The organism is Dokdonella sp., assembly GCF_049593775.1.
Classification (GTDB): Bacteria; Pseudomonadota; Gammaproteobacteria; order Xanthomonadales; family Rhodanobacteraceae; genus Dokdonella.
The window spans coordinates 1-23,424 of the sequence record NZ_JBAWHJ010000059.1 but is presented as its reverse complement, the minus strand read 5'-3'; the positions used below and the strand labels follow the sequence as shown (position 1 = coordinate 23,424).

General features: G+C 60.2%; 19 protein-coding genes. 11 read left to right on the top strand and 8 right to left on the bottom strand.

All coding sequences use genetic code 11. The features are described 5' to 3' along the window. Both greB and WBP53_RS02240 read right to left on the bottom strand, forming a co-directional pair. A partial coding sequence (greB, locus tag WBP53_RS02245) for a transcription elongation factor GreB (protein WP_423925509.1) occupies positions 1-465 on the bottom strand: 465 nt, incomplete at its 3' end. A gap of 14 nt (positions 466-479) precedes the next feature. Then, on the bottom strand, positions 480-1,979 hold the full coding sequence (locus WBP53_RS02240; protein WP_423925507.1) for a helicase HerA-like domain-containing protein: 1,500 nt from the start codon (positions 1,977-1,979) through the stop codon (positions 480-482). Between the two features lie 283 nt (positions 1,980-2,262). Between WBP53_RS02240 and WBP53_RS02235 the strand changes: the two genes are divergently transcribed. Next, positions 2,263-3,765, top strand: coding sequence for a transglycosylase SLT domain-containing protein (locus WBP53_RS02235; protein WP_423925505.1), 1,503 nt, complete (start codon positions 2,263-2,265; stop codon positions 3,763-3,765). A gap of 111 nt (positions 3,766-3,876) precedes the next feature. On the opposite strand, the gene WBP53_RS02230 is transcribed toward WBP53_RS02235, so the two are convergent. The 3 genes from WBP53_RS02230 to WBP53_RS02220 all read right to left on the bottom strand — a co-directional run bounded on the left by WBP53_RS02230 (position 3,877) and on the right by WBP53_RS02220 (position 5,948). After that, entirely contained in the window at positions 3,877-4,314 is a 438-nt protein-coding gene (locus WBP53_RS02230) for a hypothetical protein (protein ID WP_423925503.1), read from the bottom strand. Between the two features lie 135 nt (positions 4,315-4,449). Continuing rightward, positions 4,450-5,307 carry an archaetidylserine decarboxylase gene (gene asd / locus WBP53_RS02225; RefSeq protein WP_423925501.1) on the bottom strand — a complete coding sequence of 286 codons (858 nt, stop codon included), beginning with the start codon at positions 5,305-5,307 and terminating at the stop codon, positions 4,450-4,452. Beyond that, entirely contained in the window at positions 5,307-5,948 is a 642-nt protein-coding gene (locus WBP53_RS02220) for an SCO family protein (protein WP_423925499.1), read from the bottom strand. Before WBP53_RS02220 ends, asd begins: the two co-directional genes overlap by 1 nt. Before the next feature lie 145 nt (positions 5,949-6,093). Here WBP53_RS02220 and prmB point away from each other — a divergent pair, with 145 nt between their 5' ends. From prmB to accD, 9 genes are all read left to right on the top strand, one after another. Further along, on the top strand, positions 6,094-7,008 hold the full coding sequence (prmB, locus tag WBP53_RS02215; RefSeq protein ID WP_423925497.1) for a 50S ribosomal protein L3 N(5)-glutamine methyltransferase: 915 nt from the start codon (positions 6,094-6,096) through the stop codon (positions 7,006-7,008). 26 nt (positions 7,009-7,034) lie between these two features. Then, positions 7,035-8,147: a chorismate synthase gene (aroC, locus tag WBP53_RS02210; protein ID WP_423925495.1), complete on the top strand. Its 1,113-nt coding sequence runs from the start codon at positions 7,035-7,037 to the stop codon at positions 8,145-8,147. A gap of 102 nt (positions 8,148-8,249) precedes the next feature. After that, positions 8,250-9,278 carry an aspartate-semialdehyde dehydrogenase gene (locus WBP53_RS02205; protein WP_423925493.1) on the top strand — a complete coding sequence of 343 codons (1,029 nt, stop codon included), beginning with the start codon at positions 8,250-8,252 and terminating at the stop codon, positions 9,276-9,278. Positions 9,279-9,379: 101 nt separating this feature from the next. Next, the gene (locus WBP53_RS02200) at positions 9,380-11,935 is read left to right on the top strand and encodes a FimV/HubP family polar landmark protein (RefSeq protein WP_423925491.1); all 2,556 of its coding nucleotides are present in this window, start codon (positions 9,380-9,382) and stop codon (positions 11,933-11,935) included. Between the two features lie 175 nt (positions 11,936-12,110). Then, positions 12,111-12,881: a tRNA pseudouridine(38-40) synthase TruA gene (gene truA, locus WBP53_RS02195; protein WP_423925489.1), complete on the top strand. Its 771-nt coding sequence runs from the start codon at positions 12,111-12,113 to the stop codon at positions 12,879-12,881. Further along, positions 12,878-13,504 (top strand): phosphoribosylanthranilate isomerase, encoded by a 627-nt coding sequence (locus WBP53_RS02190; protein WP_423925487.1) that lies wholly within the window; start codon positions 12,878-12,880, stop codon positions 13,502-13,504. Before truA ends, WBP53_RS02190 begins: the two co-directional genes overlap by 4 nt. A gap of 13 nt (positions 13,505-13,517) precedes the next feature. After that, positions 13,518-14,738, top strand: a complete 1,221-nt coding sequence (gene trpB / locus WBP53_RS02185) for a tryptophan synthase subunit beta (RefSeq protein ID WP_423925485.1) — start codon at positions 13,518-13,520, stop codon at positions 14,736-14,738. Further along, the gene (gene trpA, locus WBP53_RS02180) at positions 14,735-15,544 is read left to right on the top strand and encodes a tryptophan synthase subunit alpha (RefSeq protein WP_423925483.1); all 810 of its coding nucleotides are present in this window, start codon (positions 14,735-14,737) and stop codon (positions 15,542-15,544) included. Before trpB ends, trpA begins: the two co-directional genes overlap by 4 nt. Before the next feature lie 69 nt (positions 15,545-15,613). After that, complete coding sequence (accD, locus tag WBP53_RS02175; protein WP_423925481.1) at positions 15,614-16,477, top strand: acetyl-CoA carboxylase, carboxyltransferase subunit beta; 864 nt, start codon at positions 15,614-15,616, stop codon at positions 16,475-16,477. A gap of 115 nt (positions 16,478-16,592) precedes the next feature. Here accD and rapA read toward each other — a convergent pair whose 3' ends face one another. The 3 genes from rapA to WBP53_RS02160 all read right to left on the bottom strand — a co-directional run bounded on the left by rapA (position 16,593) and on the right by WBP53_RS02160 (position 22,912). Beyond that, positions 16,593-19,436 carry an RNA polymerase-associated protein RapA gene (gene rapA, locus WBP53_RS02170; protein WP_423925479.1) on the bottom strand — a complete coding sequence of 948 codons (2,844 nt, stop codon included), beginning with the start codon at positions 19,434-19,436 and terminating at the stop codon, positions 16,593-16,595. Between the two features lie 233 nt (positions 19,437-19,669). Further along, entirely contained in the window at positions 19,670-20,647 is a 978-nt protein-coding gene (locus WBP53_RS02165; protein ID WP_423925477.1) for a stealth family protein, read from the bottom strand. A 168-nt stretch (positions 20,648-20,815) separates the two neighbouring features. Next, complete coding sequence (locus WBP53_RS02160) at positions 20,816-22,912, bottom strand: M13 family metallopeptidase (protein WP_423925475.1); 2,097 nt, start codon at positions 22,910-22,912, stop codon at positions 20,816-20,818. 318 nt (positions 22,913-23,230) lie between these two features. Here WBP53_RS02160 and WBP53_RS02155 point away from each other — a divergent pair. After that, positions 23,231-23,424: hypothetical protein (locus WBP53_RS02155; protein WP_423925473.1), on the top strand; the 194-nt coding region annotated here is incomplete at its 3' end.

Below are 23,424 nucleotides of genomic sequence, written 5' to 3'. Positions count from 1 at the left end.
CCGCACGCCGCCTGGTGTAAGCGCTTCAAACTCATCATCCACGTGCTTCTTGAGTGCTGCCCGGGCGAACGGCGAGTCCACACTGATCCAGCCCTTTGCCGAATCGATCTCGTCTGCGCCGACTATTCGATATTCGTGATGCGAGCCATCCTCATCCTCGACCGTGAAGAATGCGCCAAACCAGATCGCTGACAGGTCGCTGGGCAGGCAATCGGCTGCGTGCAACTCGGGGATGCGTTTGCTCAGATAGCGTACGCGACGGTCGATTTCCGCCAACTGCTTCTTTCGATAGATGTACTCGGCATTTTCCGAGCGATCGCCTTCGGCGGCGGCTGCGGTAATCGCGGCAACAACCTCGGGGCGTCGAATGCGCCAAAGCTCATCCAGTTCGGCCTGGATATTCTGCAGGCCCGACCGGGTGATCAGTTTGGAGGAGGCTGCAACGGGTGCGCGCCAGCGGCTCATCTACCGCGCTCCGGTCAACGTCCCTTGAATATGCCGCCAAGTACGCCGCGCATGATCGAGCGACTCATCTGGCTTCCAGCGTTCCGGGCCGCAGATTTGGCCAGTGCTTCAAGCATGCCCTGGCGCCGGCGGGTGCCCAGCAGAATGTCGCGGATCTTGCTCATGAATCCGCCTCCTTCTGCTGCTGCCTTCCCCGCTTTTCCTCCCCGTTCACTGACAACGGGTTCGCTTTCTGCGGCCGTCGCTTCCTGTCTTGCCGCAAGCTTTTCAAATGCCGACTCGCGGTCGGAGAGGGTGTCGTATTTGCTGCCGAATGGAGAGCGCAGGCGGACCGTGGCCCGTTCCTCGTCACTGACCGTTCCGATACGGCAACCGGGCGATGCGACAAAGGTCTGTTGAACGGGCAAGGGCACACCGCCATCCTGCAAGGTAGTAACGAGAGCTTCGCCTACACCGAGCTGGGTGATCGCTGCGGCTACATCCACTTTGGGATTGGGCGGCAAAGTCTCTGCTGCGGCTCGCACGGCTTTCTGGTCACGCGGGGTAAACGCGCGCAGGGCGTGCTGGACCCGGTTTGCCATTTGCCCCAATACCGCAGGCGGAACATCGTCGGGGTTCTGGGAGCAGAAGAAGACACCCACGCCCTTGGAGCGGATCAGGCGCACGACCTGCTCGATGCGCTGCACCAGTGCGGGCGGGGCATCGTCGAAGAGAAGATGTGCTTCATCAAAGAAGAAGACGAGCTTGGGTTTGTCGAGATCGCCGGCCTCGGGCAGGTTCTCGAAAAGCTCTGACAGCATCCAGAGCAGGAACGTCGAGTACAGCTTGGGCTTGAGGATCAGCTGGTCCGCCGCAAGGATGCTGATGATGCCTCGGCCTGACATGTCCTGACGCATGAAATCGACCAGATCGAGAGCAGGTTCGCCGAAAAAGTGATTCGCGCCCGATTCCTCGAGTGAAAGCAGTGCGCGCTGGATGGCCGCCAGCGAAGCTCCGCTGACCAGACCGTAGTGCTTGGAGATTGCCTTGGCATTATCCGAGGCAAACGAGAGCATTGCGCGCAGGTCCTTGAGGTCGAGCAGGAGCAGGCCTTCGTCGTCGGCAGTCCTGAACACGACTTCGAGCACGCCTTGCTGGGTGTCGTTGAGCTCCATTAGCCGCCCCAGAAGGGTGGGACCCATTTCCGAAATCGTGGCCCGTATCGGATGTCCCAACTTTCCGAAAATATCCCAGAAGACGACAGGATTCGCGTTCGGGCTCCATTCCACGCCCAGCTTGTCGAGTCGCGATTGAAGCCTTTCGCTCATCACCCCGGCTTGCGATAGCCCTGCGAGATCGCCCTTCACGTCGGCCAGGAACACCGGTACTCCAAGCTTGGAAAAGCCTTCAGCCAGCAACATGAGGCTGACGGATTTGCCGGTGCCGGTTGCACCGGCGATCAAGCCATGACGGTTTGCATATTTTGCGTGCAGCCAGACTTCCTGGTCACTTTTCCCAACAAGGATATCGTTCACCCGTGGTTTCCTCGGTTGCAGCGTGCTGAAGTGCGAACCCGATTGTAGTCGACGCCCCCACGGCGTGCCGACCATGATGAAACAACGGGCTACGATCCGCTGACTCGTGTCAGCTCGGCAAGTACGGGTTTCGCCTGCCCGAATCCGCCTGCAGTCACTATTGGCCACCATGGTTAGCAATGGCCTGCCACTGTCGACCTGTTCTCTTAATGGGCCGCTTCGCCGTTGCCGTGGATCCACTCGCTCGGTTACCGTGGCGCATTCGCCACAAGGATTTCAAAGGATGCGCATTTCCCCCCGGATGTTGATCATGCTCGCGGTTGCAGCGTTGACGGCGTGTGCAGGTGCAGGTACTGCGACAACACGGCCCGTCGCCGCCGGGAAGGTTGACGAAGCTGCCATCAACGCGCTCTACGCGAAACTTGATGAAGACAGTCGGCGTTTCGAGTCCGGGCTTGCCTTGGCCGGTTCAGGGGACATGAGCGCTGCCCAAGCTGAGACCAGTGCGGCGATGGATGATATGCAGGCCAGCGCTGTCACCTGCGAAACCACGCCCGGCTGCGATGGCAGTCGATTCGTGTCGGCCTATGATCGGTTGCTGCGGCGCAGCCTCCAAGCGTCGCCTGTCGAATCCGGCGCTTCGCTGGAGGCGCTGGCCGATGAGCCAAGCAGGGAGTCGGGGGAGGATTCGCCGGTCATTGCCAGCCTGCCTGCGATGCAACGCACCATCACCTTGCTCAATGGCAGGGAGCTGGCCGACATCCTGGTCACCAACGAGGCCGTGAAGGCGGGTCTGGAAAAATGGCTGACCCAGTACCGGCCAAACCTGATGACGGCCTACGTCAACTACCAGTTCATGCGCTATCGGATGTGGCCCGAATATCACAAGGCGGGTCTGCCGGAAGCGTTGCTGTTTGGCATGATGGCGAAGGAGTCCGGTGGTCGCGTGCACGCGGTGTCTCGATCCGGCGCCTCCGGGCCTTTGCAATTCATGCCTGCAACAGGGCTTCGCTTCGGCCTGGGCAGCAAGGATGGGTTCGATCAGCGCTTTGATCCTGGCATGTCCACGCGTGCCAATGCTGCATATATCAACGAACAGCTGAATCGCCTGAACGGCAACCTGGAGCTGGTGATAGCGGCCTACAACGGTGGTGAGGGCCGTATTGGCAGGCTGGCCGCTCGCAGCGGGGCGAGCAGTTTCTGGGATCCGAAGATCTATTCCGAATTGCCCTCCGAAACCCGTGACTACGTGCCGATGGTATTGGCTGCGGCCTGGCTGTTCCTGCATCCGGAGCGTTACAACCTGGATTTTCCGAAGATCAACGCCTACCCCGGCAGCATCAAGCTGGCCGAGCCGGCGTCGCTTGCCGAGCTGACGGTGTGCCTGGGCAATACCGGCAACATGTATGACGGCTGGTTTCGCACGCTTCGCAATCTGAATCCGGCACTGGATCCGCAAAAGAAGCTCGAGACGGGCACCCGGCTTGAAGTTCCGGTTCAATTGGAGGCCGCCTACTCAAGTCAGTGCGTCAGTGGCCGTTGGGTACAGTTGGCCAGTGAGCTGAATGCCGCGACCGCGTCAATGACACCTTCGCGCAGCTCCGCGCGCAGCTCGGGTTCGACAAACACCTACACCGTGCGCAAGGGCGACAATCTGGCAGCCATCGCGCGCCGCACTGGCTGCACCAGCACTCGGGAAATCGCGGAACTCAACAGGATCCGGGCTCCTCAGTACCGGATAAAGGCGGGGCAGAAACTGCGGCTGCCGTCGTGCAGCGGGCGCTGATCCCCCGGGCGTGAAAGCAGAAAAGCGCAGCCTATGCTGCGCTTTTCCTTTTCGGCGATTGCCGCGGCCGGGCTACGTCGATCGACGTGGCGGCTGGATGATGCTGAAAGGTCAGGCAGCCTGCGGGTGATTGGCCAGCAGTTGCGACATCTCTTTGGCCGGAACCGTTTCCTTCAGCGTGCGCAAGGTGCGCATGACCAGGCGGTGCAATTCGCGCTGGTCGGCGTACGGCGAATCCTTGGTCTCGTGAAAGGTGACCGTCAGCCACAAGGCCAGGCCGCGCAGGCGAACCTGCAGGCTGTCGGACTTCATGCGCTCGTAACCGATCGAGGTGCCGCTGCCCCAGGGCGAATATTTCTCGTCCGGCGGTGTGGCATAGAGATGCGGGTACTCGCTTTTGGCAGCGTTGGAGAATTCGCGCATGGCCAAGGCGGCCAATTGGCGGCGCGAATTGGGTGCCAGTTGTTCGAGGGCCTTCTCGATCTCCTTGAACTGGCGGCGGAGTTGCATGCCGCGGGTCAGGGCAATCAAGCGTGTAATAAGGTGCATCGGTGTTCCCCTCGGGTTCGCAGGCCGTTTACGTGACACTGGGTGTAACGTTGTGACAATTCTAGTCGCAAATCCGGGGGTAAAGCTATGCCTGGTTCACACTTTTCCCCAATCGGGCGGTCGACTGATTGTTGATCAGCCAGAGTGGCCCGGGTGCAGCTTGCCGATACCGCAGCCGACCCGCACCGCTTGCTCGGTCGTCAAGGTGGAATCCAGGCTCGAGCCTTGCGCAGGCAGCAGCAGGATGACGGTAGAGCCCATGTTGAAACGCCCCATTTCGGCTCCCCGTTCCAGGCGAATATCACTTGCCCGATAGTCACGCTTGCGAATTTTCGACGCGTAGGGGGGAATCTCGAGATCGCCCCATACGGTAGAAACGCTGGAAACGAGCAAAGCCCCCACCAGGACAACGGCGAACGGACCGTGCTCACCCTCGAAATGGCATACCAGCCGCTCATTGCGGGCGAACAGCCGGGGAATGCACTGCACGGCCAGCGGCGCGACGCTGAAGATCCGTCCCGGCACGTGCAGGGTTTCCAGGAGCTTTCCGGCCATCGGCATGTGCACGCGATGGTAGTCGCGAGGTGAAAGGTAGACGGTAACGAACTGGCCATCCTTGTAGGGGGCGGCGGACGCTTCGTCACCAAGCAATTCGGCGGCACTGAAATCCTGCCCCTTGGCCTGGAAAATGCGACCGGCGGAAATCGGCCCGGCCTGACTGATGCGGCCATCCGCTGGGCACAACAAGGCCAGCGGATCGGCATCGACAGGGCGTGCGCCCGGCTTCAGGAGGCGGGTGAAGAACGCGTTGAAATGCTCGTAGCTCGACAGATCGGCCTGCGCAGCTTCGCTCATGTCGACATTGAATCGTCGCGTGATCTGACTGATCAGGAAGTCTTTCCATGGCCGCCACGTCCAGCGTGTGGCATGAAATACGACGCGCGAAAGCAGCCGATGAGGTAGCAGGTACTGAAGGAGGATGGACGGTGGCATCAGCGGGATTCAACCAGGGTCTGGATATCGGAAACAATCACGTCAGCCTTGAAGGGCGGGCGGAACAGGCCTGCGCGCCTTCCAGCCGGATCGATGATGACGGCGGAGGCACTGTGATCAACGTTGTATCCGCCGGCCGGGTCGGAATCCCGTGCGTAGATCAGTCCCAGCGCTCGAGTCAGTCGGTTCAGCTGGTCGTCCGGCCCGGTAGCCGCCACGAATTCCTTGCTGAAGAATTCGACATAGTTGGCAAGTTTTTCCGGCGTATCGCGCTCAGGATCCACCGAGACAAACAGGAACTGGACGCGATCCGTGAAACCCTGCTTGCCCAGCTCCGCCCAGACTTGCTTGAAAGTCGCCAGCGTGGAAGGGCAGATATCCGGGCAATGAGTGAATCCGAAAAAAGCGATCGTCCAGTGGCCGCGCAGGGAGGTCTGGTCCAGTGGCGTTCCATCGGTACGCTGCAAGCTGAAATCACCCACTTGCAGGGGGGAGGGATACATCACCGCAGTCTGCAACGAAATCGGGGCGGGGTCAGCCATCCAGCGGGATCCGGTCCACAGGCCAAGCGCTGCAGCCAGCGCGGCGATGACAAGGATCTGAGTCAGGCCTATGCGGCCACGTGAAATTGGTGTTTTCATCGATCCAGTATAGCGATCTGACGGATTCATCCACGCGTGGCATGCTGTCCCGGTCCGGGGCTGCATGCAGGATCAATTGCCCTGGATGCTCGGATCAGCTGGCTTCGGCGACTATACTTCGCGGCCTTGCCTGGAACAGATGCCCATGACAACCGAACTCGCCACCATCATCGATTTCATCCGCTATGGCGCCAGCCGGTTTTCCGCCGCAGGGCTGACCTTCGGTCACAGCTACGACAACGCGCTGGATGAAGCCACGCATCTGCTTCTGCAGACCCTGCATCTGCCGCACGACCTTTCTCCGGCCTACGGTCAGGCAAGGCTTACGACGGCGGAGAAGTCGGCCGTGCTTGCGCTCATCGAAAAGCGCGTGAAAGACCGTTTGCCGGTAGCCTATCTGACCGGAAAAGCCTGGTTTGCCGGACTGGAGTTCATTTCCGACCAGCGAGCCCTGGTTCCACGATCGCCGATCGCGGAAATGATTCTCGGCGGCTTTTCGCCCTGGCTTGACGATCGCGAAGTCATACGTGCGCTGGACCTGTGCACTGGATCCGGATGCATCGGCGTGGCTATGGCATCACACAATCCGGACTGGATGGTCGACCTCGCCGATATCAGCGACGATGCACTTGGCCTGGCTCGCGATAACATCGCGTATCAGAACGTCGAAGATCGTGTTCGCGCTGTCGCATCGGACCTCTTCGCCGGACTGGCGGGCCAACGCTACGAGCTGATCGTCAGCAATCCGCCCTATGTCACCGAAGACGAATTCGATGCGTTGCCGGCCGAGTATGCACATGAGCCCAAGCTCGGCTTGACCGCAGGAAGTGACGGCCTCGATATCGCGCTGCGTATCCTGCTCCAGGCGCCAGAATTCCTGAGCGACGACGGAGTCCTGATTGTCGAGGTAGGCGAAAGTGAACGCGCGCTCGTTGAATTGCTGCCTGCGCTGCCATTCAACTGGGTCGAGTTCGCTGTCGGCCAGATGGGTGTTTTCGTGATTGATCGCAGCGATCTGGTAGAGCATCGGGATGCCATCCTGGCAGCCCAGCGCGCCTGAGCACGGTTCGAGGGCCGATCACCATCATGTCCAGCAACAGCATGGGGAAACTGTTCTCGGTGTCGACGTTTGGCGAGAGCCATGGGCCGGCCATTGGCTGTGTCATCGACGGGTGCCCGCCAGGCCTGCCGATTGACGCAGGCGACTTCCGTGCCGATCTTGATCGTCGTGCAACCGGACGATCGCGGCATACCTCACAACGCCATGAAGCCGACGAGGTGGAGATCCTGTCGGGCACGTTCGAGGGCCTGACCACCGGCACGCCGATTGCCCTGCTGATCCGCAATACGGATCAGCGCTCAAAGGACTACTCGGAAATACTCGATACATTCCGGCCGGGTCATGCCGACTACACCTACTGGCAGAAATACGGCATACGGGATCCGCGCGGCGGTGGACGTTCGTCGGCGCGTGAAACCACCATGCGGGTTGCGGCAGCGGTAATCGCGCGCAAGTGGCTTGCAGCTCGCTTCGGTATTCGAATCCGCGGCTACCTGGCGGCCATGGGCAGTCTTGAGCCACGTTCATTTGATTGGTCGGTGGTCGAGGAAAATCCTTTCTTCTGGCCGGATGCTTCAATGGTTCCCGAGCTTGAGGAGTTCATGGCGGCGTTGCGCAAGTCCGGTGATTCGGTTGGGGCGCGGGTCAACGTTGTCGCCGAGGGAGTGCCTCCAGGTTGGGGAGAGCCGGTCTACGGCAAGCTCGATGCAGAGTTGGCTTCGGCGCTGATGTCGATCAATGCTGTCAAGGGCGTCGAGATCGGCGACGGATTCGCCGTGGTCAACCAGCATGGTTCCGGCCATCGTGACGAGATTATGCCGAAGGGGTTCCTCAGCAACCATGCGGGCGGCATCCTTGGTGGCATCAGCAGCGGTCAGTCAGTGACGGCCAGCGCTGCCTTCAAGCCAACATCGAGCATCCTGATCCCGGGGCGCAGCGTGAATGCCTCGGGAGAGGCGATCGAGGTGCGCACCAAGGGTCGGCATGACCCTTGTGTCGGCATTCGTGCGACTCCGATCGTCGAGGCGATGGTGGCGCTCGTGCTGATGGATCATGCCTTGCGTCATCGCGCGCAATGCGGAGATGTGGGGGAAGTCACGCCGCGAATACCCGGCTCGGTCGGTATTGACGTCGAGTAGCGGCCCAGGGGCTTTGCTGCGCTGCAAAAATGATCGACACTGCGTCCGTCGTCGCGTGAACGCTGACGATGTATCGGTTGGAGTGTTTCCTCAAGGGCTGGCATGAGCAACAAGAAAAGCTTCAAGGTTGCATTGGCAGGCGCGACCGGCGCCGTGGGTGAGGCGCTTATCGACATACTCGCCGAGCGCAAATTCCCGGTTTCGGAGTTTGTCGCCCTGGCAAGCTCCCGCAGTGTCGGAGAAAAGCTCGAATTCAACGGACGCCAGGTCGTTGTCAGGGACCTGGCCGAATTCGATTTCACGGGGACGGACATCGCGTTCTTCTCTGCCGGAGGCGGCGTCAGTCGCGAGCACGCACCCCGAGCCGCCGCGGCAGGGGCTGTCGTTATCGACAACACCTCGGAATTCCGCAATGACCCCGATGTCCCGCTGGTGATCAGCGAGGTCAATCCGCAAGCCATGGCTGGATACACGAAGCGCGGCATCATTGCGAATCCCAACTGCTCGACGATGCAGTTGCTGGTTGCGCTTGCGCCAATCCATCGTGCCGCCGGCATCGTGCGCATCAATGTGGCGACCTATCAGTCAGTTTCGGGCGCTGGCCGTTCAGGCATCGAGGAATTGGGCCGACAAACTGCCGCGTTGCTCAATTTCCAGCCAGTCAAGCCGGAAAAATTCAGTGCGCAGATCGCCTTCAACGTGATCCCGCACATCGATGATTTTCAGGACAACGGCTACACCCGCGAAGAGATGAAAGTGGTCTGGGAGACGCGCAAGATCCTCGATGACGAGAATATCCAGGTGAACCCCACCTGCGTGCGCGTACCGGTCTTTCTTGGCCATGCAGAGGCCGTGCATGTCGAAACACGCGACAAGATCACGGCAGAACAGGTTCGAAATTTGCTAAAAAGCGCCCCTGGGGTTGAACTCGTGGACGAGCGCGAGCCTGGCGGCTACCCGACCCCGGTCGGCAATGCCGCGGGCAAGGATGCCGTTTTCGTGGGCCGAATTCGCGAGGACATTTCGCATCCGCGCGGAATCAATCTCTGGGTTGTCTCTGACAACATTCGCAAGGGCGCAGCCCTGAATGCTGTTCAGGTCGCCGAACTATTGGTGAAAACGTATCTGTGATCTATAGTTACGATTGTGTTATAAGGCATTTTCGAGGTTTGGTTGGCCATCTGTAGCTGCCGTCCAAACTTCATAGGCATCGTATCCGGGGAGCCCTGTTCATGAAACGACCGTTGCAATTGTCGCTGGCCATCGCGCTCGCGTTGGGGGTGACCGATGCGTTCGCACTCGGTTTGGGTGCGATCCAGGTCAAGTCGGGCCTGAATCAGCCGCTCGCAGCCGAAATTCCAATCATCCAGACGTCGCCGGGAGAGTCCGAGGGGCTGATCGTCGGTCTGGCTTCAGTCGAGGACTTCGAGCGCGTCGGCATGAATCGGGCCAGCATCGGCGTCCCGGTGACGTTCACCATCGGCAAGAATGCCCGCGGTGAGCCAGTCATCAAGGTCAGCAGCACCGAAGCCGTCCGCGAGCCCTTCCTGGGCATTCTTCTCGAGGCCAACTGGCCGAAGGGCCGCCTGCTGCGTGAATACACGGTATTACTGGATCCCCCGGTCATGGCGCCGGCGGTAAAGGGAGCCAGCGCGGTAGCCGTCGCAACCAAGGCCACCGAACCGACTTCGACCCAGCCCCTGCCGGAATCGAAACCGGCAGCGAGGAAGGCGCCCGTCGCATCGGCACCGCCTGCTGCGCCCAAGGCGAGCCCGGCACCAGCAACACCAGCCCCCGCTGCACGAGTCGCCGGAGGCAATGAATACGGGCCGGTAGCATCCGGCGAAACTCTGGGTGAAATTGCGCGAGCGACCTTGCCCGGGTCCGATGTCAACGTGAACCAGATGATGCTGGCACTGCTGAAGAACAATCCACAGGCGTTCTTCAAGGACAACATCAATGCGCTGAAGCGCGGCGCCGTACTGCGTATCCCGAATGCTGAGGAAATTGCTGCCAGTGGCAACGCACGTGAGGCCGCTGCCGCTGTGCGCACGCAGATCGATGAGTGGAGAGGCGCGGCATCAAGCGCACCGACCCTGGTGGCCGATACGACACCCTCAAAGTCGCCTGTGACTGCGCGTAGTGCATCGACCTCCGGTGCCAATGAGCGCCTGGCTCTCGTTCCTCCACGTGAAGGAAAGGCGGGGCAGGGTGCTGATGATCGTCCCAGTGGCGGACGCGCTGGAGGCACCGGTGACGTAGCCAGCAAGGCGGAGCTGTCCAGGGTCAAGGAAGCATTGACCAGCAAGGAGCAGGAGTCGGGCGAGCTCAAGTCCAGAGTCAAGGATCTCGAGGAGATCAAGGGCAAGAATGAAAAGCTGATCAGTTTGCAGAGTACGGAACTGGCCGAGCTGCGTGAAAAGCTCAAGCAGATGCAGGAAGCGGCGGACAAAGAAGCCAAGGCGGCCTCTGCTGCGGTCAAGTCCGGCAAGGACGCAGTCACCGCACCAGCATCAGTAGCTGCATCGCCTGAACCGGAGACGATCAAGGCTGAACTGCCATCAGCCACCGATGCGACGATCTCCAAGGACGATATCTGGGGCGACGCGGCTGGTGATGGTTCGGACAAACCGGGCGACGCTGACAAGGCGACGGAAAGCGGCATGCCAGCAGCAGCACTCGCTGGAGCCGACGCGGATGCAAACGCACCCATGCCGGCACCTGCAGGTGAACCTGGCACATCCGTGACGGCAGCCGAGGCAAGTCCGCCTGCGGTTGTCGAAAAGACAGCTTCAGCGGCTCCGGCCAAGGTCGACCCAAAACCCGAAGCCAACAAGCCGGTAGCACCGATCAAGCCGGCTCCGACTTCAACGCCGTGGTATCTGGAGCCGATGGTTCTTGGTGCGGCGGCCATAGGCGGTCTGCTGCTGGTCATCCTCGGAATCTTCGGGCTGCGCAAGCGCAAACCCGCTACGCCGAGCCCGGCGCGCGCATCGATCGCTGGTGCATTCGGCGATTCGCCAATCGGAGAGGCGGCATCGTCCGACGCCGATGTGGAAGAACAGGAACTTCTCGCGCAGGTCCAGGAAGATCCGACCAATGCAGGTGCGCATCTGGAGTTGCTGAGCCTTTACTACGCTCAGGGTGCCACCGGGAAGTTCGAAGCGGCGGCCGAAGAGATGTACGCCTACGTGGCAGACCCGAACGAGGTGAGCTGGCGCGAAGTTCGCACCATGGGCGAGGAACTGTGTCCGCACAATCCGCTCTTCAGCAATCAGGATTCGATCGTCGACAGCTTTGCAGAACAGCCTGTTGATGAGGAGTACGATTTCGACGAGCCGCTGGATATCGAATCCGACGATTTGCCCGACTTCGAAGACGAGTTCGCGAAGGTGGATGTCCCGCAGAGCAGTTTTGAAACGGCGACCATGCCTGCACTGGATGTTTCCGATTTCGATCTCGGCGAGACGAAGCCACCGGCACCGGATTCAAGTTCGGATACGTCGTTCAGCTTCGATCTCCCGCCCATCGAGGAGGCGCCGGCAATGACTGAGCCTGAAGTCGAAGACGAGGAGGACAATGCGGACATGGACGAGCCAGCTGATGATGTTTCCGACGATGAGTTCTTCGCCGGCGAGGATGCCATTGGTACCAAGCTCGACCTGGCCAAGGCCTATCTCGACATGGGCGATCCTGAAGGCGCACGGTCGATGCTCGAGGAAGTTCTCGCCGAAGGCAGCGACTCCCAGCAGGACGAAGCCCGCAAGCTGATCAGCGAAATCGGCTGATTCCAGCGCGCAATGGAAACAACGAGGCCGGGGACTTCCCCGGCCTCGTTGTTTTCGGCGTACCTGACATCGTTTCTCGTGTGCTGTAGGGTCACGTCGCCAAAGACACGCGCGTACGTCATTCTGGAATGGTCCGGGCTAAAATCGCTCCCCATATCGAAACACGGAGATTGCATTGCGCATCGCGCTTGGCATTGAGTACGACGGCACGGACTTTTTTGGCTGGCAACGACTCTCGCATGGTCCAACGGTGCAGGGCGCCGTCGAGGCGGCCTTGTCGCGCGTTGCCGATCACGCAGTCGCCGTCACTTGCGCCGGTCGTACCGATTCAGGTGTTCATGCGCGTTGTCAGGTAGTGCATTTCGACAGTGAGGCCGGCCGCAGTCCGCGAAGCTTGCTGCTGGGTGCGAACTCATGCTTGCCGGTTACTGTCGGAGTACGTTGGGTAGTCCCGGTAGCCGAAGATTTCCACGCCCGATACGGCGCGACTGGACGGCGCTACCGCTACACGATCCTGAATCGTACGGCACGTCCTGCGCTGGACGCACGTTACATGGCCTGGGAACGCAGGCCGCTGGATGCAGATGCCATGCAGCGCGCCAGCCGTCCGCTTCTTGGCGAGAACGATTTCACGGCGTTTCGAACCCTGGCCTGCAACGCACGCACGCCGTTCCGAAATGTGCGTTCATTGCAGATACGCAGGATCGAAGACCGGATCGAAATCGAGATCGAGGCGAATGCATTCCTCCATCACATGGTGCGAAACATCGTCGGTTCGCTGTTGCCGATAGGCCGCGGTGAAAAGTCCGAGGATTGGATTGCCGAGCTGCTGGCCGGACGTGATCGCAGCCTTGCGGGACCTACTGCCTCGGCTTCCGGGTTGTGCTTCATCGCGCCAATCTACCCGGCCCGATTTGGTTTGCCGGAAGAGGTATCCGCAGCATGAATCGCGTTCGCATAAAGTTCTGCGGACTTACCCGACTCGAGGACGCCCGCATCGCGGTGGATCTCGGTGTGGATGCTCTGGGTTTTGTATTCACGCGTGGCAGTCGTCGATTCGTCGAACCCGAAGTCGCCCGCGATATCGTCCGGACCCTGCCGGCATTCGTGACTGCCGTGGCTCTGTTCATGGACGACGAGCCGGCCTGGGTCAGGCAGGTCATCTCGATTGCCAATCCCTCCCTGCTGCAATTCCATGGCGGAGAATCTGTCGCCGATTGTTCCGTGCATGGAAAACCGTTCATCAAGTCCGTGCCGATGGCGTCGGTCGCGGATGTGGCAAGCTATGCGGCCGGGTATCCCGGGGCCAGCGGATTTCTTCTTGATGCGAATCGGGCTGGCGAACCTGGCGGGCAGGGAGTGCGTTTCGATTGGTCGAGACGGACTTCGCTACAGCAAGCATTGATTCTCGCGGGTGGGCTGGATGCTGGAAACGTAGCCGAGGCCATGGGCGCGATGCACCCCTACGCGGTGGATGTATCCAGCGGAATCGAATCTGCGCCAGGCATCAAGGTCGCCGACAAGATGCGCGCATTCGTGTTGGCGGTACGTGCCGCCGAAATTGACTGAGCAGACCAAAGAAATGAACAAACCGATACAAGTCGATGACTACCACGCGTATCCGGACGTACACGGGCGCTTCGCCGACTATGGCGGAATCTACATGCCGGAAACGCTGATGCCACCACTGGAGGAATTGACTGCGTCCTACCTGGCGCTCCGTGAGGATCCGGAGTTCATCGCCGAGTTCGAGCGCGACCTCAAGCACTATGTCGGCCGCCCTTCGCCGATCTATCACGCAGAGCGCCTGTCAAGAAAGATCGGTGGCGCACAGATCCTGCTCAAGCGTGAAGACCTGAACCATACCGGTGCGCACAAGATCAACAACACCATCGGCCAGGCCCTGGTTGCACGGCGCATGGGTAAGCGACGCATCATTGCAGAAACAGGCGCCGGCCAGCATGGCGTGGCCACGGCGACTGTATGCGCGCGCTTCGGCCTCGACTGCATCGTCTATATGGGCGCGGTCGATATCGAGCGACAGAAGATCAACGTCTATCGCATGAAGTTGCTGGGCGCTGAAGTCGTGCCTGTCGTATCCGGTTCCAAGACACTGAAGGATGCGCTCAACGAGGCGATGCGCGACTGGGTCACGAACGTTGCAGATACATTTTACATTATTGGCACGGTAGCCGGTCCGCATCCCTATCCGATGATGGTGCGCGATTTCAACGCCGTGGTCGGACGCGAAGCGCGCGCGCAGATGCTTGAACAATACGGACGTTTGCCAGATGTACTCACGGCCTGTGTCGGAGGGGGATCCAATGCGATCGGACTTTTCCACGCATTCCTGAATGATCGCGAGGTTGCCATGGTTGGCGCCGAAGCAGCCGGCGAAGGCATTGAAACGGGTCGCCATGCCGCTTCACTGGCAGCAGGACGCCGCGGTGTCCTGCATGGAAATCGCACTTATGTCATTTGCGATGACAATGGCCAGGTCACCGAAACCCATTCGATTTCGGCCGGGCTGGACTATCCGGGTGTCGGCCCCGAGCATGCGTTCCTGAAGGATTCCGGTCGGGCCAGCTATGTGGGTATCACCGACGACGAAGCCCTGGCAGCGTTCCATGAACTGGCGCGCACGGAAGGCATCCTTGCTGCGCTGGAATCGAGTCATGCCGTCGCACAAGCCATGAAGCTGGCCAGGGACCTGCCCAGTGACCAGCTGGTTCTTTGCAACCTTTCCGGGCGTGGCGACAAGGACGTGCACACCATCGCAGCGCGCGAGGGCATCGAACTATGACTGGGCGCATCGAAAATCGATTTGCCGAGCTTGCAGGTTCGCGGCGCAAGGGCCTGATTCCGTTCATCACTGCTGGTGATCCGGAAATGCAGGCGACCGTGCCGATCATGCACGCCCTGGTCGCAGCAGGTGCCGACCTGATCGAACTCGGTGTTCCATACTCAGATCCCGTTGCGGATGGACCGACCATCCAGCATTCCAGCGAGCGCGCCATTGCACGGGGTACGGGCATGGCCCAGGTTCTCGAATGGGTAACCGAATTTCGAGACAGTGATGCCACGACTCCAGTCGTGCTCATGGGCTACCTGAATCCGATCGAGATCTTTGGCTACCCGGAATTCACCAAGGCGGCCCTGGCTGCAGGTGTGGATGGCGTGCTCATTGTTGACCTGCCGGTCGAGGAATCCGACACGATTGCCCTGGTCCGCGAGGCAGGCATCCATCAGATTTTCCTGATTGCGCCAACGACGACAGAGCGTCGACTGGCCGCCATTCGTGAGCAGGCAAACGGGTTCGTCTACTACGTTTCCTTTGCGGGCATTACCGGGGCGGACAAGCTGGACACGGATGCTGTCGGTCAGCGGGTTGCCCAGATCAAGCAGGGTGGGGGCATTCCAGTAGCGGTCGGATTCGGTGTGCGCGACGCTGCCGATGCGGTACGTATTGCGGAAAACGCAGATGCCGTGGTCATCGGCAGCGCCTTGGTGGCCAAACTGGCCGAAGCAGCCGATACTGACGCTGCGGTTGCCATTGCCTCGGAGTTCCTGCGTCCCATTCGATCGGCGCTAGACCAACGTCTTGGCTGACAGATATCCAGGTGCAGGAATCAGGAAACCGGTTCCGGGTCGCCGAATGATTCCGGAGAGAGAAACTCGATGAACTGGCTGCAGAAACTCATGGCACCACGCATCCGAACCAAGGGCACAGGCAAGGGAAAGGTGCCAGAAGGCCTGTGGGAGAAGTGTGACGGGTGCGGCGCGGTGCTCTATGGCCCGGAGCTCGAAAACAACCTGATGGTCTGCCCCCAGTGCACGCATCATCACAAGATCCGGGCGCGCAAGCGGCTGGAAGCCCTGCTCGATGCGGGCAGCGCCACCGAGGTATTCCGCAACCTTGAGCCACTCGATCCGCTCAAGTTCCGGGACTCGAAGAAATACAAGGATCGACTCACGGCGTCGCAAAAAGCCACCGGCGAGAAAGATGCCATGGTTGCCATGCAAGGGTTGCTCAAGGGGCGCCCGCTAGCAGCTTGCGCCTTCGATTTTGCCTTCATGGGCGGATCCATGGGTTCCGTGGTCGGTGAGAAATTCACGCGTACGGCCGAACTCGCCCTGGCCGAGCGCATGCCGATGGTCTGCTTCAGTGCAACCGGCGGCGCACGCATGCAGGAAGGCCTTTTTTCGCTGATGCAGATGTCAAAGACCTCTGCCGCACTGGGTCGCCTCCGCGCTGCCGGTCTACCGTTCGTTTCAGTGTTGACTGATCCGACCACGGGCGGTGTGTCGGCCAGTTTCGCGATGCTGGGCGACATCAACATCGCCGAACCCAAGGCCCAAATCGGTTTCGCCGGAGCACGGGTCATCGAGCAGACAGTTCGAGAAACCCTGCCTGAGGGATTTCAACGCTCGGAGTTCCTGCTCGAACACGGCGCCATCGACATGATCGTCGATAGACGCGCCATGCGTGACAAGCTGGCCGATCTCTTCGGCCTGATGATGCGTCAGTCACGCGTCGCTTGATCGGGAGCGCGAGTCGGTAGTTTTTTCCTTCTACCGAGAGGAGAAGGAAGCGCCCGGAGCATTCTGATGAACCAAACTACGCTCGCTCATCTCGCGTTGCAGATTTGTTGATCAGTCACGCCAGACTGAGAAAATCCGCGCTGCAGATAAAGCGCACTGCATCCAGTCGCGGTGCAGCTTGAGGAATGGCCGTGCGCAAAGCCTCAAGCTCCGCATCAATCGCCTCGACTTCCTCGGCACGCACGGCAGGATTGACGCGTGCCAATGCGACAAGTCTGGAATGTTCGTCGCCGAGTTCGCGCTCGACGCGGGTCAGTGCTGCGCCAATCTCAATTTGTGCGAGTTCGCGAGCCAGCGTTTCTGCGTGTGCCAGCATCGGCTTGACCAGTTTGGTGAGCAACTTGCGATAGCGCGAATACTCGATGGCCCGGTCTGCCGATCGGCGTACGCATTCGGCACTGGGCCTGTAGTCGTGGCGTGGCAGCAGCCGAGTATCGACAACAATGCGCAGGGGCAACGGTGGCAAGTATCGCTCGATGGCCAGCTCGCGATCCGCGACACAGGTGAGCACGAAGACGCATTCAAGCAATGCCGAGCGGCCGGGCAAGCCCTCGTCGACGAGAAACGAGGCGTTGCCATGTTCGCCTTCCAGTAGCAGGTCGATCGACCCGCTGACCATCGGGTGATCCATGCGCAGCAAGGGTAGATCTTCACGCGCAAGCGCCGTAGCCCGGTCAAAGGTGATCTGCTGGGGGCCATCCTTGAGGCCAGGGAACCCATCAGTGCTTAGGTATTCCGGATCGAGGACGACGGTGCGTGGAGCGTGTTCCTCGCTTTCGATGCCGAACTGTTCAAACAGGCGCAGGATGAACTCGTCATTGGCGAGGTTGGTGTCGGCGTCGGCCAGTGCCCGGTGAAGTCGATCGGCGTGCGACTGGCGCGCACTTGCCAGTTCCAGCAGGCGATCACGTCCGCTATTGACCAGTGCTGACAACTCCTCGTGGGTTGCTCGCGTCTCGCCGATCAGCGCATCCAGTTCCGAATCATTGTCCTCACCGCCATGGGCATGCTGCTCGGCCAGTTGAACGAGGCGTTCGCCATAGCGCTTGAGCAGTTCGCGACCATCTGACGGGCTGCCGCGGAAGGCGTCAAGGCCCAGGTCGTACCAGCGCACCAGGGCATGTTGCGCGGTTCCGGAGAAAGCGCAGGCGTGGATGAGGATATCGTGCTTCTGGCCGATGCGGTCGAGTCGACCAATGCGTTGCTCCAGCAGATCGGGATCCAGCGGCAAATCCCAGAGTACGAGGTGATGTGCGAACTGGAAGTTGCGCCCTTCCGACCCTATTTCGGAGCACAGCAGCAGGCGCGCCCCTTCCTTGTCAGCGAAATACGCGGCATTGCGGTCGCGCTGGAGCAGGCTCATGCCTTCGTGGAAGCGCGCGACCTTGACGCCGCTGCGCAGGCGCAGCACCTCCTCGAGCGCGAGTACCTTGGCCTGGCTGCGACAGATCAGCAGGAATTTCTCGTCGGCAAGCTGGTCGATCATTTCGAGCAGCCAGGTCAGGCGTGGATCGCTGGCGTAGGGAAGCTCGATCTCGGGCGCAATCGATTGCAGATCCGCGTGGAATTCCGCGAGCAGATGCTGGCGTTGCGCGTCGTCCAGCTCGCTGCCGTCCAGGGTGACCAGTTGCGGCACGCGGTGCGGGAAGCCTCCAACCTGCACGCGACGGTTGCGGAACATGACACGGCCGGTGCCATGTCGGTCAATCAGGGCATCGAGCAAGGTATTGGACGCTGCAGCATCCATCGGCTTTGCCAGCAAGCCGGTCAGTTGTTCATCTTCGCCAAGACGTTCTGACAGCTCCTTGCAGTCTTCCGTTGACAAGGCGATGCCGTCGTTGAGTTTGCCGCCGATTTCCGAAAGCGCGGCGTAACCATCGGCTTCGGCAACGTAGCTGTCCAGATCGTGGTAGCGCGCAGGATCAAGCAGGCGCAGCCGGGCGAAGTGACCGCTGCGTCCCAATTGCTCGGGTGTTGCGGTCAGCAGGACAAGGCCGGGGGTACGCGATGCCAGGGCCTCGACGAGGAGATACTCGGTGCTTGCAGCATCCGGAGTCCAGGCAAGATGATGCGCTTCATCGACAATGATCAGGTCCCAGCCGGCCTCAGTGACCTGTTTGGTGCGCTTGGCCGAGCCGCTGAGGAAGCCGATGCTTGCGATGACAAGTTGTTCATCCTGGAATGGATTGCGCCCGGGATCGCTGGTCTCGATGGACTCGCAGCGCTCTTCATCGAACAGCGAAAACTGCAGGTTGAAGCGCCTCAGGAGTTCGACGAACCACTGATAGACCAGGCTTTCGGGCAGAAGCACGAGTACACGACCCACTCGGCCACTGGCCAGCAGGCGAGCCAGGATCATGCCGGCTTCGATGGTCTTGCCCAGGCCCACCTCATCAGCAAGCAGGATACGCAGGGGCTGGCGGGCCGCAGCGATCTCCGCGACGCGCAACTGATGCGGAATCAGGTCGATTCGAGCCGACTCGAGACCCCAGGCCGGCGAGCGCAAGGCATCGGCACGACGCAGCAGTGCTTCCTGGCGAAAATCGAATCTGTCGGCTTTGTCGACGCGTCCGGAAACCAGACGTTCGTCGGCGCGTGAAATGGCCTGGCTGTCATCAAGCTCGGCTTCGTTGAGCGTCTTGCCGCCGCCGTGATAGACCAAGAGGCCCTCGTCTTCGCCAACCCGGTCTATGACCAGGCTGATGCCCTTGCCTGAGACCTTCTGCCCCACACGGAATTCGGCACGTGCAATCGGCGCGCTATGCACGGCGTACTGGCGCAGCACGCCAGCGGTCGCGTACAGCAACTGCACGCTGCGCCCTTCGATGCGGATCAATGTGCCCAGACCGAGCTCGGGTTCGGCATTCGAGATGTAGCGTTGACCAGGAACCAGAGCCATCGGCATTCAGAGTTCTTCGAGGGGGCCGGGGATTATCCCCTCTAAGGCAGCAGGCATAAACATGAATCGACAGATTCGCGTCAATTTGCCGGTCTTGCCGGTTGTCATGCTCTGGAAACGGGACCCCACTTTCGTGTTTCCTAGACCCATCATGGCTCCATGCTGCACGATGCAGCGGGTAGTGAACGACACAGATGGATATTCGGCCCGCTCGGTCGCTTCTGGACAGCCTGTCAGGAATTGGTCTGGACAATCCGTCGATTCAGCCACTCGACAATTTCACGCTGAAGCGATTCAGGGGCCAACTCGAGGCTTTGTACGCAGACAAACGCCGCGCTTTCGTCGCTGTCTGCCTTGCCTATCTTGATTCTGACTCTGGCTGGAAGCTGCTCGCTCGGCTTGAGCTGCACAACATGCAGGCTGTTGTCGACGATGGCGTTGTCGTGAAGGAACTCGAGGTGGGTGGCTACCGCTTCGGTCTTGAACTGTTCGTTCGAGCGCAGGCGAAAGCTGCAGTTCTTCTGGAGCAGGTCGGGATGCTCACTGAAGAATCTCTCCAGCGTCGATCGAAGCATCGGATACGGGTTGTGGTAGAGCCGGTAGTAGCGATCGCTGAAGCCGGCCACACGTGCGCTCATCTGCTGTGAGTCGAGGTTTCCGACCTTCTCTTCACGATGCCCGCGTAGACGCTTGAGCAGGCCCAGCAGGCGACTGGACCAGGTCTGCCCGGATTGCATTCGCCACAGGCCGCGCTGGACTACCTTGCCATCGCGGAAGAAATCGTCTGGTGAAACGTCGCGCAGCAGGAACATGTCGTCGTTGAAGTAGACGAACTGCTCGGCCAACCCCTTGATGCGCCAGAGCATGGAGATAATCGATCGGCTGTTGAACGTGGGAAGGTGCTGTTCGAAGCCTTCGAAGATCTCGCGATGATCGACGAGATGGATTCGGTCGGCATGCGGTGTGCCCTGCAGCTGCTCAAGAATGCCAGGGGATTGGGCATCGCAGACGATGTGGATCTTGCGGAACCAGGGCGCAAACTGGAGGATTGAGCGCAGGCAGTAGTCGATTTCACCTGCATCGTTGAAGCGCGTCCGGTGTGCAGCGGAAGGTCGAGATATCCCTGTGCTGGCCAGATAGCCGGCCAGTTTTCGTTCGTGGGCGGGGTCTGAACCATCGACCCAGGTAATGACCGCATCGATGGGCTTCATGATCGGATTGCGAGGCCACGAAGCAAGAGCAATCGATGGTGTCGGTCGTGCTTCACAAGATCAGCTCCGGCTGTTCGCCCCGGACAAGGGCACGATGGCGAGGCCGGACCGCGGTTCACTCGCTGCAAGCCGCCCTGCCGGAAAGGGCAAGGCGACTGCAGCAACTAGTTACCAGATTTTCACTTGCTTGTCGCCATCACGGACCATGGCATCGTCCGCCTTGCAGCCGAATGCTGCGGCAAATGTCGGCATGTTCGACGGTGCACCGATGGCTCGGAAATTGGCGGGAGAATGCGGATCGGTGTTGAGCAGCACTTCGAGACGCTTCTCGCGCGCGTGGCCACGCCAGATGCGTGCCCAGTTGAGGAAGAAGCGCTGGTCTTCGGTATAGCCGTCGATCATCTCGGAAGCCTCGGCAGGGTCCTTGTTCAGTGCCACCTGCAGGGCGTCGTAGGCAATAGCCAGGCCACCCAGGTCGGCAATGTTCTCACCCAGGGTGAGTTGGCCATTGATGAATTTGCCGGGCAGTGGTTCGTATGCATTGAATTGCTCGACCAGCTTGCCGGTGCGTTCCTTGAATGCCGTGTTGTCTTCGTCTGTCCACCAGTTGGTGTTGTTGCCCTGGGCGTCGAACTGGCTGCCCTGGTCATCGAAACCATGGCTGGCTTCATGGCCGATTACGCCGCCGATGCCACCGTAGTTGATCGCATCGTCAGCCTTGGCATCGAAGAATGGCGGTTGCAGTATCGCTGCCGGGAAGTTGATCGTATTGTCGGTCGGGTTGTAGTAGGCGTTGACAGTCTGCGGCGTCATGTACCAGTCCATCCGATCGGTCGGTTTGCCGATTTTCGCGATGTCGTAGTCGTAATTGAACTTGACCGCAGCCGCCACATCGGTGAAATAGCTCGTGCCGCTGATATCCAGACCAGACCAGTCACGCCATTTTTCCGGATAGCCGATCTTGGGCAGGAAGGTCGACCATTTTTCGAGGGCTTTTGTCCGCGTCGTATCGCTCATCCATTCGAGGTTCTCGATACGCGTCTTCAGGGCAGCCTGGAGATTGTCGACAAGCTCTTGCGCCCTTGCCTTGGCTTCGGGCGGGAAAGCCTGTGCAACATACAGTTCACCAAGCGCCATGCCGAGCTGGTCATTGACAGTGCCCAGCACGCGCTTCCAGCGTGGCTCGTTTTCTTTCTGGCCATTCAGCGTTTCCTTGTGGAAAGCGAAATGTTCCTGCTGGAACGGGGCTGAAAGGTAGGGCGAGGCGCTATCCGCGTACTGGTAGCGCAGATAGGCCTTCCAGTCCGCAACCGGGACCTCGGCCAGCATGCTGTCGACCTCGGCGAAAAACTTTGGCTGCGAAAGCGAGAAGCCGTCAGTGACGTCAGCGTTCTGGGCGGCAAAGAACGACTTCCAGTCGAAGTTCGGCGTGATCTTGCTGGCTTCCTCGACCGTAACGAAGTTGTACTGGTTCTCTGGTACGCGCAGCTCTACCGGTGCCAGCGAAGCCTTCGCCAGTCGAGTTTCGAAATCGAGCACTGATTTGGCTTGCTTCTTCGCGGACTCGGCATCGATGCCAGTCAGCTCGAACACGGTTGCAATGTGCGCGACATAAGCATCACGCAATTCTGCGTGCTCGGCATTTTCGTAGTAGTCACGCGTCGGCAGCCCGAGGCCACCCTGGAATGCGTAGGCAATCTTGCGTGTGGAATTCTTGAAATCGGTTTCTGCGCCGAACTGGAACAGCGTGCCCTGTCCCCGGGAGAAGCTGTCGCTCAGGTAGGCGATGACATCAGCGCTGGAAGCCAGTGCATCGATCCGTGCAAGCTCCGGCTTGATCGGCTCGATACCGGCAGCGTCAATCGCGGCCTCGTTCATGCCGGCGCTGTAGAGCGCGCCGATTTTCTGCTCGACGGTGCCGACCGCCGCATCGGATTTGGCCGTTGCTTCCACGATCTCGCGCTGGGTCTTGAGGCTGGACTCGCGCAGTTGATCGAATGCGCCCCAACGGGTGCGGTCATCAGGAATGGGATTGGCGGCTACCCATTTGGAATTGACGAAGCCATCAAAATCATTGCAGGCGTTGATCGAGGTGTCGAGTTCGCTGGTATCGAACGCGACATATGCGGGTGCTTCAACGGCTGTTTCTGGCGCTGTGGTCGCCGCCGCACCTTCCGGAGGGGCCGGATCCTTCTGGCCACAGCCTGCCAGGGCAACGGCGATGGCCATCGCGATGGTCATTGGTTTCAGTCGGTTGATTGTCATGGAAACTCCTGTTTGAAAGAGGGGAGGCACGCCGCGGAATGATCTCCGGGTGGCTGGATTAAGGGCGGCCGGCTCGTGAAAACCACCGGTTGGGGGCAAAATCCTTCCCGAAACCCTGAAATTCTAGACGCGAAAGGCAACAATGTGCAGTGTCGAAGGTCATTGGGGCGCCACCGATCAGGTGCAGGAAACAGGGTTGGTCTTGCCTACCGATGCGCGGAAGACGATACTTTTCGTGGATCTGCCCTGATGTTTCGTACCTATCGCCCGGACGGCGCACCGAGGCCCATCCCACACCCCAACAAAAGGAAACTTGCCATGTCACTTAGAATTTCGCTGGCCATGTTGGCCGCAATGGCGGCCTCGACCAGCGCCTTTGCCCAGAACACGACCGACCTGAAGGTTTTCGAACCCGTCTTCCCGCAGGCCTACAACGACATGCGTCGCGACGCTGCGGTCTCCTACGGTGCCAAGAAATACGACAAGGCGTTCGCGCAATTCCAGCGCCTGGC

What these genes read in the sequence shown, in the direction of transcription:
- WBP53_RS02235 (WP_423925505.1), top strand. Translation starts at nt 2,263, where the DNA reads ATGCGCATTTCCCCCCGGATGTTGATCATGCTCGCGGTTGCAGCGTTG.
- WBP53_RS02230 (WP_423925503.1), bottom strand. Translation starts at nt 4,314, where the DNA reads ATGCACCTTATTACACGCTTGATTGCCCTGACCCGCGGCATGCAACTC.
- asd (WP_423925501.1), bottom strand. Translation starts at nt 5,307, where the DNA reads ATGCCACCGTCCATCCTCCTTCAGTACCTGCTACCTCATCGGCTGCTT.
- WBP53_RS02220 (WP_423925499.1), bottom strand. Translation starts at nt 5,948, where the DNA reads ATGAAAACACCAATTTCACGTGGCCGCATAGGCCTGACTCAGATCCTT.
- prmB (WP_423925497.1), top strand. Translation starts at nt 6,094, where the DNA reads ATGACAACCGAACTCGCCACCATCATCGATTTCATCCGCTATGGCGCC.
- aroC (WP_423925495.1), top strand. Translation starts at nt 7,035, where the DNA reads ATGTCCAGCAACAGCATGGGGAAACTGTTCTCGGTGTCGACGTTTGGC.
- WBP53_RS02205 (WP_423925493.1), top strand. Translation starts at nt 8,250, where the DNA reads ATGAGCAACAAGAAAAGCTTCAAGGTTGCATTGGCAGGCGCGACCGGC.
- WBP53_RS02200 (WP_423925491.1), top strand. Translation starts at nt 9,380, where the DNA reads ATGAAACGACCGTTGCAATTGTCGCTGGCCATCGCGCTCGCGTTGGGG.
- WBP53_RS02190 (WP_423925487.1), top strand. Translation starts at nt 12,878, where the DNA reads ATGAATCGCGTTCGCATAAAGTTCTGCGGACTTACCCGACTCGAGGAC.
- trpB (WP_423925485.1), top strand. Translation starts at nt 13,518, where the DNA reads ATGAACAAACCGATACAAGTCGATGACTACCACGCGTATCCGGACGTA.
- trpA (WP_423925483.1), top strand. Translation starts at nt 14,735, where the DNA reads ATGACTGGGCGCATCGAAAATCGATTTGCCGAGCTTGCAGGTTCGCGG.
- accD (WP_423925481.1), top strand. Translation starts at nt 15,614, where the DNA reads ATGAACTGGCTGCAGAAACTCATGGCACCACGCATCCGAACCAAGGGC.
- rapA (WP_423925479.1), bottom strand. Translation starts at nt 19,436, where the DNA reads ATGGCTCTGGTTCCTGGTCAACGCTACATCTCGAATGCCGAACCCGAG.
- WBP53_RS02165 (WP_423925477.1), bottom strand. Translation starts at nt 20,647, where the DNA reads ATGAAGCCCATCGATGCGGTCATTACCTGGGTCGATGGTTCAGACCCC.
- WBP53_RS02160 (WP_423925475.1), bottom strand. Translation starts at nt 22,912, where the DNA reads ATGACAATCAACCGACTGAAACCAATGACCATCGCGATGGCCATCGCC.